A 13,143-nucleotide genomic window follows, 5' to 3' on the forward strand; every position below is an offset into this window, starting at 1 on the left:
ATGGGCGGGCAGGGGGACAAGAGGCGCTGGGTGGAGCGCCGCGCATCAGGATTCAGGCGGGCACTGCGGCAGGGCCTGTTGTGGCTGCTGCTGGCCCTTGCGCTGCCGTTGGCTGCGCAGGAAGGCGCGCCCCCGCTGCGCGACTACGCCATCGATGTATGGACCTCGCGCAACGGCCTGCCGCACAACTCGCTGCGCGACATCGCGCAGACGCCGGAAGGCCATCTCTGGTTCGCCACCTGGGAAGGGCTGGTGCGCTACAACGGCCTGGATTTCACCGTGTTCGACCGCAGCACGCGCCCGGGCCTGCGCGACAACGGCATCGGCGCCCTGTTCGTCGACCGCCAGGGCGGACTGTGGATCAGTGATTCGCGCGGGAACGTCAGCCACCGTGGCAGTGATGGCCAATGGCGGGTGTGGGAGCACCAGGCCGATACGCCGCAGGTGCTGATCCAGTCCATGCAGATGGACAGCCAGGGGCGGCTGTGGCTGCTGTACGAAGGCAAGGGCATCGGCTACCTGACGCCGGACAGCGGCATTGTCTATCAGGCGCCGGCGGCGGACCTGCCGATGGCGATGAGCTTCACCAGGCTGGTGGTCGATGCGCAGGACCGGGTCTGGGTCGGTACGCTGGACGGGCTGGTGCTGCGCGACAACGATGGCGTGCTCAAGCGCGCCCCCGCCGCATGGGGGCTGGGTGCCGGCAGTGGCCTGTCGTGGCCCTACCGCGCGCCGGATGGCGCGTTGTGGATCGTCGCCGGTGAGCGCCTGTACCGGGTGCAGGACGACCAGCTGGTGCTGGTGCACCGCCTGCCGGGCCAGCTGCACATGACCTCGATGCTGCAGGACCGGCACGGTGACCTGTGGCTGGGCACCGAGAACCAGGGCCTGCTGCGCATCTCCGCACATGGCCTGGAGCGACTGCCGGCCGGTCTGAACCTGCCGGGCGGACGCGTGGTCAGCCTGCGCGAGGATGCCGAAGGCAGCATCTGGGTGGGCGCCAACGGGGGGCTCTATCGCCTGCGCGAAACACTGTTCAGCAGCTACACCGAGCGCGATGGGCTCAGTGGCGATTACGTGCGCACGGTATTCGAGGATCGCGATCGCCAGCTGTGGGTCGGCAGCGCCAGCGGGCTTGACATGCGGACCGCAGACGGCCGTTTCCGGGCGATGCCGCTGCACAACCGCGGCGGCAAGGCACCTTCGGTGCTGAGCCTGGCACAGGGGCCGGACGGTGACCTGTGGGTCGGAACCTTCGGCGATGGGGTCTACCGGCTCGGCCGTGACGGCCACCTGCGCCACAACTACGCGGCAGCCGACGGCATGCCGGGTGGCAACATCCGTGCGATCAGCGTTGATTCCCAGGGCGTGGTCTGGGCCGGCACGCAGAAGGGCGTGGTGCGCATCGACGGCGACCATGTGCAGGTCTCGAACGTGCCGGGCATGCCCGGCGGCCTGATCACCGCGCTTGAGCATGACCATCAGGGCAACCTGTGGATCGGCACCATCGAAGGTATCCGCGTGCTGCGCGGCGACCACGTGCAGTCGATCGACCTGGCGCCGCTGGGCGGTGGCCGCAGCGTGTTCGGCTTCCACCAGCTGGGCGACGCGATGTGGATCAGCAGTGATCGTGGCCTGTACCGTTGGCGCAACGGTGCGCTGGCGCGGGTCGGCCTGGAGCAGGGCATGCCGGTGGATGCGGTGTTCCAGCTGGTGCCGGATCGCCTTGGCAATGTGTGGATCAGCAGCAATCGCGGCGTGTTGCGCACCGATATGGCCACCCTCAACGCCGTGGCCGATGGCCGCACGCCGCGGGTGGGGGTGGAGCGCTACAACGAGATCGACGGTATGGCCAATGCACAGGCCAACGGCAGCTCCAGCCCATCGGCGATCCTGCGCCAGGACGGCACGTTCTGGGTGGTCACTGCCGGCGGCCTGAGCACGGTCGACCCGCAGCGCCTGCAGCGTTTCCGCGAGCGGCCATCGCCGCCGGCCGCGATCGAGAGCGTGCAGGTGGATGGGGCGCCGGTGCATTGGGAAGGGCGAGATCGCAACCACATTCCCGGGGGGCGCCGGTTGGCGGTGAGCTATGTCGGCCTGAGCTACCTGATGTCCGACCGGATCCGCTATCGCACGCGGCTGGACGGGCTGGATGCCGGCTGGGTCGAGCGCGGCCCGCAGCGCAGCGTTGAGTTCGTCGGCCTGCCGCCGGGCGACTACACCCTGCATGTGGCGGCCGCCCATCCCGGCGGCAGCTGGGGCCAACAGGAGGCGGTGTGGAGCTTCACCGTGGAACCGTTCTGGTGGCAGCGCCGCAGCGTGCAGGTGCTGTCGGGGATGCTGCTGCTGACCGGACTGGTGGCGCTGTACCGGCTGCTGCTGCAGCAGCTGAAGGCCAGCAACCTGCGCCTGGCACGGCGGGTGGACGAAGCGACCTTCGACCTGCAGGCCAAGACGGTGCACCTGCAGGCGCTGAACCAGGAAAAGACCGAACTGGCCGAGCGCCTGGCGCGCCAGGCCGAAGCCTTCGAGCGCCAGGCCCGCGAGGATGTGCTGACCGGCCTGGCCAATCGCCGCGCCTTCGACGAAACGTTGGCGCGTGACTTCGCCCGGTCCCAGCGCAGTGGTCATCCGCTGTGCCTGGTGGTGCTCGACATCGATCACTTCAAGGAGGTCAACGACCGCCACAGCCACAGCATCGGCGATGCCGTGCTGGTGCAGGTGGCGTCATTGATCGCAGCGGCCTGCCGCGACTCCGACCTGCCGGCGCGCACCGGCGGCGAAGAGTTCGCGCTGCTGCTCAACGACACCCGCCTGGAGGAAGCCGCACAGCTGTGCGCGCGCCTGCGTGGCCTGTTCCATGACCATCCCGATTGGGCCGGCGTGGCGGGCCTGCGTGTGACCTTCAGTGCGGGCCTGGTAGAGCTGGATGCCGACGACCGCACCCCGGCGCTGCTGTGCCAGCGCGCCGACCGCGCGCTGTACCGCGCCAAGAGCGACGGCCGCGATCGCACGAGTATTGGTTGATCGCATCCACGCATGGCGTGGATCTACTGGAGTGCCGCACCAACCGGCGGTGCCGACCAATGGTCGGCACCCACCAAAGGAGTACCCACCACAGAGGTCGTCGGCAGCCCCAACGAGCGCAGCGATCCGCTGTTGCTCCTGCTTTTCTGATCTTTCCGTGGCACCCAGCAACGTGCCCGTGGCCGGACGGGTGGGCTGCGCAGGGGCGTGAGCCGCAAGGGCCTGAGGCATGCCTCGGGCGGGTTGGGCCGGATGCCCAACCCCGGTCTTGCCGTGTGCGCAGGACAGCGCACACGAGCAAGCGGCGACCGAGCTTACATGGACGTACTTGCAGCGTCCCCTGCGCAGTCCACCCGTCCGGCCCAACTGATGATTCGCTTCACGCCACGAGGGGCGCCGCCGTTGGCCGCTTCACCGCGGCCAGGCGTTGGCGATGGTGCAGAACAGCCGCGCGGTCTGCTCGGTGTCATACACCGCACTGTGTGCCTCGTTGGCATCCCAACCCAGCCCGGCGGCGGTGGCCGCACGCGCCAGCACGGTCTGGCCGTAGGCGATACCGGCCAGGGTGACCGTGTCGAACACGCTGAACGGGTGGAACGGGTTGCGCTTGTGGCCGGTGCGGGCCACGGCCGCGTTGACGAAGCCGAGGTCGAAATGGGCGTTGTGGCCCACCAGGATCGCGCGCTGGCAGCCGTACTTCTTCATCGCCGCACGCACCGGAGTGAAGATGTGGTCCAACGCCGCTTTTTCTTCCTTGGCCAGCCGGAACGGGTGGTCGAGGATGATGCCGGTCACTTCCAGCGACTTCGGGTCGATCTCCAGGCCCTCGGCCGGGACCACGTGGGCACTGGCGGTCTGGCCGGGGTAGAGCAGGCCGTTCTCGTCCATCTCGATCGGCACCGCAGCGATTTCCAGCAGCGCATTGCGCTGGCTGTCGAAGCCGCCGGTTTCCACATCCACCACCACCGGCAGGAAGCCGCGGAAGCGTTGTGACATCGCGCGCTGCGCCTGGGGTACTGCGGAATCGGGAGCGGCGGCAGGTGCGGAGGGGGAGTCAGTCATGCGTGAATTCTAGCAGAGCGACCCTGAGCGCCCGGCCAGCTTTCTGTGCATGGGCTCCCTGCGTGGGCGTGTGTCGACCAAGGTCGACACCTACCGGGCACCGCACGCTCTGGATTCCGGCAGGTGCCAACCTTGGTTGGCACACGGCGCGCCAACCCCGGTCGGCATCTAGCGCACCGCAGGCCGTGCCGTCGTGACCGATGGCTGCCACCGGGCCAACCAGGCGTCCACGCTCAGCTTGCCGGCGCCAGTGAAGATCAGCGGCAGCAGCATGGCCATGAACAGCACCGGCAGCTTGAAGTTGCCGTAGCCCTGGTCGCTGATGGCATACCCCATCGCGAGGTCACCCAGCGAATTCCATTGCATCGGCCAATGCACCGCATAGGTCGCCACCACGGTCAGCACCAGCAGGCTGGCGGCGGCGAAACGGGTACCGAAACCAAACAGCAGGCAGGCCGCGCCGACCAGTTCGAACCAGGTGGCCAGCTGCCAGTTCAGGGCAGCAGGCAGTTGGTTGAACGGGAACGGGAAGGCGCCCTGCAGGTCGGCGAACCAGTTCTGGCCGTGCAGCTTCTCACGGCCGGATTCGAAGTATTCCCAGGCCAGCAGCACGCGCAGGCCCAGCGGCGCCAACCAGGGGGCGAGACGGTCCAGCCGGCCGCGCGCGGCGGCCAGGAGCGGCAGGTTCATCGTTGGATCTCCAGTGGAAGAGGCGTCAGGGCGGGGGGGCGAGCGGGCCGATCACGCCGGCCTGCAGGAACTGCAGCAGCAGTGCGGCACCGGGCTCGGCCAGTACGTCCTCGGCCAGCCCGTGCGAGGTGGCCAGCTGCTGCAGGTACGTCTGTCCTTCCAGGCCGGGCCGTTCGCCGATGCTCGCCAGCAGGTGTACCGCCAGCGGGCTGAGCGCGGCGAATCGCACTTCACCGTCGGCTTCGCGGCGGACCAGCAGGCCGGTGGGTTCTGGAAGGGGCTGGGTCGGCGCATCCTCTGCACCGAGACGGTGCACCGGCCATTGATACAGCAGCGGCCATGCCAGCGGCGAACGCCGCAGCGGCACCCGAAGTGGATCAGTATCGCCAGGCGCAGGAAGCGGTTCGGCCTGCAGCTGGTACAGCGCGGTTTCCACCCACTCGTAGTGGGCCAGTTCGGCCAGCGCCGGGTGCGGCAGCTGCGGCTGCGCCTGCAGCCACTGCACGAACTCGGCGGCCAGCTCGGTGAACAACGGTGTCTGGCAGCGATGCGTGGCGAAGTAGTGGCGCACCAGGGCGCTCCAGGCCGGTTCGCCAAGCAGGCGCACGCAGACCGGGAAACCGTTGCTCAACAGGCCGAGCAGGTTGTTGAACAGCAGGTGCCGATACACCGCGACCCGGCGTGGCTCCAGTCCGGCCGGTGCGGGTACCGCCTGCGGGTTGCGCAGGTGCGCGGTGAAGGCGTGCTGCTGCGCGCGCAGGGTGTCGGCGGAATCAGCCATGTGCCGCCCCGGCATGTGTGGCCTGCAGGCGGCGGATGGTCTGCAGTTCGCCCTGCAGTTCTGCATACGGCGGGAAATTGAAATCGCGTTCGAGCAGGGTGGGACGCGGGCCGATGCGTGCATAGGTACGCGCCAGCAGCGCCCAGACCGGATCGATCACCGCGCTGCCGTGGGTATCGATCTTCAGGTCGGGTGCCTCGTCCAGGTGCCCGGCCACATGCAGGCAGACGATGCGCCGTGCAGGCAGGCCGGCGATGAAGGCATCGGCATCGTAGCCGTGGTTGCAGGCGTTGACGTAGACATTGTTGACGTCCAGCAGCAGGTCGCAGTCGGCTTCGGCAAGCACGGCATTGGTGAAGGCCAGTTCGTCCATCGCCGGCGTGGGTGCCAGGTAGTAGGACACGTTCTCCACCGCGATACGGCGGCCGAGCAGGTCCTGCACCTTGCGGATGCGCGCGGCGGTATGGCGCACGGCTTCGTCGGTAAAGGGAATCGGCAGCAGGTCGTACAGGTGGCCGTCGTCGCTGCAGTAGCTGAGGTGCTCGCTGTACAGCGGCACGCGGTGCTTCTCCAGGAACCGGCCGACCTGTTCCAGCAGCTGGGTATCCAGCGGTGCACTGCCGCCCAGCGACAGCGACAGGCCGTGGCAGCTCAGCGGATGGCGCTGCGCCAGTTCGGCCAGGGCATCACCGGCCGGGCCGCCGACATGGATCCAGTTCTCCGGTGCGCATTCGAGGAAGTCGAAGTCGCCTTCCGGGGCGTCACGCAGGTCCTGCAGCAGCGCCCGGCGCAGGCCCAACCCGGCGGCCGCCGCACGAAGCGGCGACCGCGGGTGGACGAGGCTGGCGCGGGCGTCAGTGCTTGCCACCGCACTTGCCTTCGCCGCACTTGCCTTCAGCCGACTTCGTGTCGCCGGTCTTGGCCTTGGCGCCCGCTGCGCCGGCAGCCTTGCCCTTGTCGGCGCCGCACTTGCCTTCGCCGCTCTTGCCGTCGGCGCCGCACTTGCCTTCGGCGTGCTTGGTCGCGTCAGCGGCCATCTTGTTATCGGCGGCTTTGGCATCGGTGCTGGCCTTGGCCGCCTGGCCGGCCACCAGGTAGCCCTGGGCGAGGTCGCTCATGCTCAGGGCCGAGGCACTGGCGGTCATGCCCAGGCCGGCGGCCAGGGCGGTAGCGGTCAGCAGGGACAGGGTCTTGTTGGAACTGCTCATCGGTCTTACTCCTGGGTGGTGGGCAGGTGCCCGGGGTGAATCGATGGTGCAGCGATCCTACTCAACGAATCCTCGCCAAGAACTCAAATTTTCGTGAGATTTGTTACAGAAGCATCCGGAAGGTCTGCGCCGGGCAAGCACGGCGCCCACAACGCGGGTGGAACACCGCAAAAAAGGAAGGCCGCTGTCACAGGACAGCGGCCACCTTGGAGTCGACTCCGGTGTTGCAATGCAGCGTCAGGGCTGGCCGGTGCTGGAGGTCTCGTCGCGCTTTTCACGCGGTGGCAGCGGCTGCTCGCCGTGCACCAGGAACCACACGTTCTCGGCGATGTTGGTGGCGTGATCGCCCACGCGCTCCAGGTTCTTGGCCATGAACAGCAGGTGGGTGCACGGGGTGATGTTGCGCGGGTCTTCCATCATGTACGTCAGCAGCTCGCGGAACAGCGCGGTGTACTGGGCGTCCAGGCGGGCGTCGTCCTCGCGCAGTGCCAGTGCGGCCTCGGCATCGTTGTCGCGGTAGGCGGCGATGGCACGGCGCACCTGCTGCGCGGCCAGGCGGCCCAGCGCGCGCAGGCCCTGGATCTGCGGCAGCGGCGGCACCTTGCCCAGCGCGATCGAGCGCTTGGCGACGTTGGCCGCATAGTCGCCGATGCGTTCGATGTCGGCCGGGATGCGCAGGCCCGCCAGGATCTCGCGCAGGTCGCGCGCCATCGGGCCACGCAGCGCCAGGCGCATCACGTCATGGCTGATCTGCTGCTCAAGCGCATCGATCGCTTCGTCGTTGGCGATGATGCGATGGGCGGCGTTCTCGTCGCGTTTCTCGATCACGTCCATCGCCGCTTCGAGCTGGGCGACGGCCATCTCGCCCATGCGCACGATTTCGGCCACCAGGCGCTGCTGCTCCTCGTCGTAGCTCTTGACGATGTGGTCGTTGGGAAGATTCATGGTCTGCAATCCGGGTAGAGCCAGGCCATGCCTGGCTGGAACATGTGGCGAAGGATCAGCGTCGATCAGCCGAAGCGACCGGTGATGTAGTCCTCGGTCTGCCGCTGCGACGGCTGCGAGAAGATCACTTCGGTGCGGTCGTGCTCGATCAGGTCGCCCAGGTACATGAAGGCGGTGTAGTCGGACACGCGCGCAGCCTGCTGCATGTTGTGGGTGACGATCACGATCGTGTACTCGTGCTTGAGTTCTTCCACCAGCTGCTCGATGCGGCTGGTCGAGATCGGGTCCAGCGCCGAGGTCGGCTCGTCCAGCAGCAGCACCGACGGGCGCAGGGCCACGGCACGGGCGATGCACAGGCGCTGCTGCTGGCCACCGGACAGGCCCAGTGCGCTCTGCCCCAGCTTGTCCTTCACTTCGTCCCACAGTGCGCCCTGGCGCAGTGCCTGCTCGACGCGGTCGGCCATGTCGGCCTTGCTCAGCTTCTCGTGGTGGCGGATGCCGTAGGCCACGTTCTCGAAGATGGTCATCGGGAACGGCACCGGCTTCTGGAACACCATGCCGACCTTGCTGCGCAGGCGGTTCATCGGGTACTTCGGCGACAGGATGTTCTCGCCGTCCAGCAGCACTTCACCGCGCGCCTCCAGCTTCGGGTACAGCGCATAGATGCGGTTGAAGATGCGCAGCAGCGTGGACTTGCCGCAACCGGAGGGACCGATCAGCGCGGTCACGCGCTTTTCCGGGATTTCCAGGTTGATGCCCTTCAGGGCGTGGAACTTGTCGTAGTAGAAGTCCAGTCCACGCGCAGCCAGCTTCACCGGCGACGGCGTGTGCAGGCTCTCGTGCGAGGACGGCACGGCGATGCGCTGCATCGGCACGGCGTTGGAAAGGTCGTTCATGGCGTTATCCACGGAAAGGTCAGTCATGGGAGATACGGTTGCGCAGCAGGATGCCGCGGGCGGCAAGGCTGACCAGCAGCACGAAGACAGTCAGCACCAGGGCACCGGCCCAGGCCAGTACCTGCCAGGATTCATACGGGCTGCCGGCGAACTGGTTCATCACCACCGGCACCGAAGCCATCGGCTGGAAGATGTTGTTGTTCCAGTACTGGTTGCCGAAGGCGGTGAACAGCAGCGGTGCGGTCTCGCCGGAGATGCGGGCCAGCGCCAGCAGGATGCCGGTGATGATGCCGGCCGAGGCACTGCGGTACAGCACCTGCACGATCACCTTCCACTGCGGGATGCCCAGCGACAGGGCCGCTTCGCGCATCTGCGAGGGCACCAGGCGCAGCATTTCGTCGGTGGTGCGCACCACCACCGGCAGCACGATGAAGGCCAGCGACAGCGCACCGGCGAACGCCGAGAAGTTGCCGCCGGTCTGCATCACGTACAGCGTGTACACGAACAGGCCCAGCACGATGGACGGCGCCGACAGCAGGATGTCATTGACGAAGCGGACCACGGTGCCGACCTTGCGGGCGTTGCCATACTCGGCCAGCCAGGTACCGGCCAGCACGCCCAGCGGGGTGCCGATGCCGATGGCCAGTGCACACATCACGGCACTGCCGAAGAAGGCGTTGGCGAGGCCGCCGTCCTGCATCGGCGGCGGCGTCATCTTGGTGAACAGATCCCAGTTGATGCCGGCCAGGCCCTTGGAGGCCAGGGTGAACAGGATCCAGCCCAGGAAGAACAGGCCGAACAGGGCGGTGGCGCAGGACGCGGTGATCGCAACGACGTTGCCGATGCGGCGGCGCAGGTACAGCGAATCAGCGGTGGTGGACATCAGTTGCCCTCCTTGCGGGACAGGCGCATCAGCATCAGGCGGGCGATGGCCAGCACCACGAAGGTGACGATGAAGAGGACGAAGCCGAGCAGCAGCAGGGCCGAACGATAGGTTTCAGTGGCTTCGCCGAAATCATTGGCGATCAGCGCGGCGATGGTGGTGCCCGGTTCCAGCAGCGACGGCGACAGGCGCACGCTGTTGCCGATCACGAAGGCCACCGCCATCGTTTCGCCCAGCGCGCGGCCCAGGCCGAGGAAGATGCCGCCGATGACCGCCGAACGGGTGTAGGGCAGGACGATGTCCCAGCTCACTTCCCACTTGGTGGAGCCCAGCGCGTAGGCCGATTCCTTCAGGCGGGTGGGCACGGTCAGGAACACCTCGCGCATCACCGAGGAAATGAACGGAATGACCATGATGGCCAGCACGAAACCGGCGGTGAGCATGCCGATGCCCAGCGGCGGGCCCTGGAACATCGGGCCGATGACCGGCCATTCGCCCAGGGTCTCGTTGAGGAACGGGGTGACGTACTCGGTCATCACCGGCACCAGCACGAACAGGCCCCACATGCCGTAGATGATCGAGGGGATGCCGGCCAGCAGTTCGATGGCGGTACCGACCGGGCCACGCAGCCAGCGCGGCGCGACTTCGGTGAGGAAGAAGGCGATGCCGAAGCTGACCGGCACGGCGATGACCATCGCGATGACAGCGGTGACCAGGGTGCCGTAGATCGGAGCCAGGGCGCCGAACTTGTTTTCGACCGGATTCCAGTCAGCGGAGAAGAAGAAGCTCAGTCCCTGCATCTGCAGGGCATGGCGACCGCCCCACAGCATCGACAGCGCGGCGCAGGCCAGGGCGATCAGTACGAAGATGACGGTGCCGACCAGCACCCATCGGAACAGTTTGTCGTTGCGGGCATCACGCGCATCACGCGTGGACGGGGCGGCTACAGGCTGGGCGATGGCATTCATGGGGACGGCTGGGCCAGGAAGGGGCGGGGCGGCACGGCGTGGAAGAGGCGGTGCCCGCGCGGGGCGGGCACCGTCGTGTCCATCACTTCAGGTCGGTCGCCCAGTAGGCCTCGATCTGCTTGACCAGTTCGGCCGGCAGCGGCACGTAGTGCAGCTCGTTGGCCTGGGCCTGGCCGTTCTCGAAGGCCCACTTGAAGAAGGCCAGGGTGTCCTGGTTGCGCTTGGCGTCCTTCGGCTTCTTCTGCATCAGCATGAAGTTGGTGGCGGTGATCGGCCACGCCTGCTCGCCCGGGGCGTTGGTGATGACCAGGTTGAAGTCCTTGGCGCTGGCCCAGTCGGCGCTGGCGGCCGCAGCGGCGAAGGTTTCCGCGCTCGGCTCGACCCAGTTGCCGGCGGCGTTCTGCATGGCGGTATACGGCATGCCGTTCTGCAGGGCATAAGCCAGTTCGACGTAGCCGATCGAGCCCTTGATCTGCTTCACGTAGGACGCAACGCCTTCATTGCCCTTGCCACCGACGCCGTCCGGCCACTGCACCGAGGTGCCTTCGCCGACCTTGCTCTTCCACTCCGGGCTGACCTTGGACAGGTAGTTGGAGAAGTTGAAGGTGGTGCCCGAACCGTCCGAACGGTGGACCAGGGTGATCTTGCCGTCCGGCAGCTTCACGCCCGGGTTGGCGGCGACGATCGCCGGGTCGTTCCAGGTCTTGACCTTGCCCAGGAAGATGTCGGCCAGCAGGGCGCCGCTCAGGCGCAGCTTGCCGGCTTCCAGGCCTTCGATGTTGACCACCGGCACCACGCCGCCGATGGCCGACGGGAACTGCGCCAGGCCGGCCTGGGCCAGCTCCTCGCTGCTCAGCGGCTTGTCGGACGAACCGAAGTCGACGGTCCCGGCCTTGATCTGGGCGATGCCGCCGCCGGAGCCGATCGACTGGTAGTTGATCTTGGCGCCGGTGCTGGCGTTGTAGTCAGCCGACCACTTGGAGACCAGCGGGAAGATGAAGGACGCGCCCGCGCCGGACACTTCGGCGGTCACCTTGGCACCGGCGGCGGCCTGAGCGGCGGCAGCGTCGGCAGCCGGCTGCTGCGCGGCCTGCTTGTCGCCACCGCAGGCCGACAGGCCCAGGGCGATGGCCAGGGAAAGGGCGGCAAGGCCGGCCGAGTGCAGTTTCATGGTCACTCCATAGCGGGGAAGAGCCGACGTGGTCGGCGGATGCGGCTATGAAATGATGTTTTTGTTACAGCCGTATTACGACCATGACAGAGGTGTCCTGGATCACGTTCTGACAAGGGTTTCACGGGATTGGCCCCGATCCCGCAGAGCCCGGGATGCCCCGATTTGCGCACCGGTATGACGGCGGGTTGGTCCTTGCCGCGTCAATGCGCGACAGCTCCTCGCCCACGGTAGGTGCGGACCGTCGGTCCGCACGCTCCAGAGCGCAGCCGAGCGTCGGCTCGGCTCTACAGAGGCAGGTGCATCCCCGAAAACAAGAAGAGCGCGAGATCTCGAGGATCTCGCGCCCGGGTGGGAGCGGCGGGGGAGAGAGGACCCGCCGCCCCCGTTCCTGCGGGGGAACGCGCTTACTTCAGGTTCTGCGACCAGTAGGTCTCGATCTGGCGCACCAGGCTGTCCGGCAGCGGCACGTAGTCCAGCTGGCGGGCCTGGGCGTCGCCGTTCTTGTAGACCCAGCGGAAGAACTCCTGGGTCGCCTTGCCATTGGCAGCATTCTTCGGCGTCTTCTGCACCAGGATGAAGTTGGTGGCGGTGATCGGCCAGGACTCGGCGCCCGGCGCATTGGTCATCACCAGGTAGAAGTCGCGGGCGTTGGCCCAGTCAGCGCTGGCAGCGGCGGCAGCGAACGAGGTGTCGCTCGGCTGCACGAACTTGCCGGCGGCATTCTTCATCGCGGTGTAGGAGAGCTTGTTCTGCAGCGCGTAGGACAGTTCGACATAGCCGATGCCGCCCTTGATCTGCTTCACGTAGGCGGCAACACCTTCGTTGCCCTTGCCGCCGATGCCGGCCGGCCACTGCACCGAGGTGCCTTCACCGACCGAGCTCTTCCACTCCGGGCTGACCTTGGACAGGTAGTTGACGAAGTTGAAGGTGGTACCCGAGCCGTCCGAACGATGCACGACGGTGACCTTGGCGTTCGGCAGGGTTACGCCCGGGTTCAGTGCGGCGATGGCCGGGTCGTTCCAGGTCTTGATCTTGCCCAGGAAGATGTTGGCCAGCACGGCGCCGTCCAGCTTCAGGGCGCCCGGGGCGATGCCGGCCACGTTGACCACCGGCACCACGCCACCGATCACCGACGGGAACTGCGCCAGGCCTGCAGCAGCCAGGTCTTCCGGCTTCAGCGGCGCATCGGAAGAGCCGAAATCAACGGTCTTGGCCTTGATCTGGGCAATGCCGCCGCCGGAACCGATGGACTGGTAGTTGACCTTGTTGCCGGTTGCGGCGCTGTAGTCGGCCGACCACTTGGACATGACCGGGTAGATGAACGATGCGCCCGCGCCGGTGATGTCGGCGGCGTTGGCGGCGAACACGGACGATGCAGCCAGGATGGCGACAGCGGCGCGCGATTTGAAGGCGTGGATCACGGGGAGACTCCTGGGGTGGTGGTCGAAGGGCGGTTGCCCGACGTTTCGGTGCACATTCCATAACGGTTGCGTGACACGTCCGCGTCTG

At 67.2% G+C, this 13,143-nt stretch carries 12 protein-coding genes; 1 reads left to right on the top strand and 11 read right to left on the bottom strand.

The features are described 5' to 3' along the window. Positions 1–3,027, top strand: a complete 3,027-nt coding sequence (locus AC5P7X_RS03295; RefSeq protein ID WP_346607982.1) for a two-component regulator propeller domain-containing protein — start codon at positions 1–3, stop codon at positions 3,025–3,027. 411 nt (positions 3,028–3,438) lie between these two features. Here the strand turns inward: AC5P7X_RS03295 and rnt are convergent, their stop codons facing one another. From rnt to pstS (AC5P7X_RS03350), 11 genes are all read right to left on the bottom strand, one after another. Then, positions 3,439–4,023, bottom strand: a complete 585-nt coding sequence (gene rnt, locus AC5P7X_RS03300; RefSeq protein WP_005408782.1) for a ribonuclease T — start codon at positions 4,021–4,023, stop codon at positions 3,439–3,441. Between the two features lie 234 nt (positions 4,024–4,257). After that, complete coding sequence (locus AC5P7X_RS03305) at positions 4,258–4,779, bottom strand: HvfX family Cu-binding RiPP maturation protein (protein WP_012479631.1); 522 nt, start codon at positions 4,777–4,779, stop codon at positions 4,258–4,260. Between the two features lie 25 nt (positions 4,780–4,804). Further along, positions 4,805–5,560 (bottom strand): HvfC family RiPP maturation protein, encoded by a 756-nt coding sequence (locus AC5P7X_RS03310; protein WP_012479632.1) that lies wholly within the window; start codon positions 5,558–5,560, stop codon positions 4,805–4,807. Then, positions 5,553–6,428 carry an HvfB family MNIO-type RiPP peptide maturase gene (locus AC5P7X_RS03315; protein WP_495214415.1) on the bottom strand — a complete coding sequence of 292 codons (876 nt, stop codon included), beginning with the start codon at positions 6,426–6,428 and terminating at the stop codon, positions 5,553–5,555. Before AC5P7X_RS03315 ends, AC5P7X_RS03310 begins: the two co-directional genes overlap by 8 nt. Next, a complete protein-coding gene (locus tag AC5P7X_RS03320; RefSeq protein WP_495214416.1) occupies positions 6,415–6,768 on the bottom strand; it encodes a hypothetical protein in 354 nt (117 codons plus the stop codon). Before AC5P7X_RS03320 ends, AC5P7X_RS03315 begins: the two co-directional genes overlap by 14 nt. 237 nt (positions 6,769–7,005) lie before the next feature. Further along, positions 7,006–7,713 carry a phosphate signaling complex protein PhoU gene (gene phoU / locus AC5P7X_RS03325; RefSeq protein ID WP_005415893.1) on the bottom strand — a complete coding sequence of 236 codons (708 nt, stop codon included), beginning with the start codon at positions 7,711–7,713 and terminating at the stop codon, positions 7,006–7,008. A 65-nt stretch (positions 7,714–7,778) separates the two neighbouring features. After that, positions 7,779–8,609: a phosphate ABC transporter ATP-binding protein PstB gene (gene pstB / locus AC5P7X_RS03330; protein ID WP_005408788.1), complete on the bottom strand. Its 831-nt coding sequence runs from the start codon at positions 8,607–8,609 to the stop codon at positions 7,779–7,781. A 19-nt stretch (positions 8,610–8,628) separates the two neighbouring features. Continuing rightward, positions 8,629–9,492, bottom strand: coding sequence for a phosphate ABC transporter permease PstA (gene pstA, locus AC5P7X_RS03335; RefSeq protein ID WP_053499935.1), 864 nt, complete (start codon positions 9,490–9,492; stop codon positions 8,629–8,631). Next, on the bottom strand, positions 9,492–10,460 hold the full coding sequence (gene pstC / locus AC5P7X_RS03340; RefSeq protein ID WP_012479635.1) for a phosphate ABC transporter permease subunit PstC: 969 nt from the start codon (positions 10,458–10,460) through the stop codon (positions 9,492–9,494). The genes pstA and pstC overlap by 1 nt, the downstream gene beginning before the upstream one ends. 82 nt (positions 10,461–10,542) lie before the next feature. Next, a complete protein-coding gene (gene pstS / locus AC5P7X_RS03345; protein WP_495214417.1) occupies positions 10,543–11,631 on the bottom strand; it encodes a phosphate ABC transporter substrate-binding protein PstS in 1,089 nt (362 codons plus the stop codon). A 407-nt stretch (positions 11,632–12,038) separates the two neighbouring features. After that, entirely contained in the window at positions 12,039–13,055 is a 1,017-nt protein-coding gene (pstS, locus tag AC5P7X_RS03350; RefSeq protein WP_005415897.1) for a phosphate ABC transporter substrate-binding protein PstS, read from the bottom strand. Between the last annotated feature and the right edge of the window lie 88 nt (positions 13,056–13,143).

It is taken from the genome of Stenotrophomonas sp. YJH_SMC_53 (assembly GCF_059369995.1).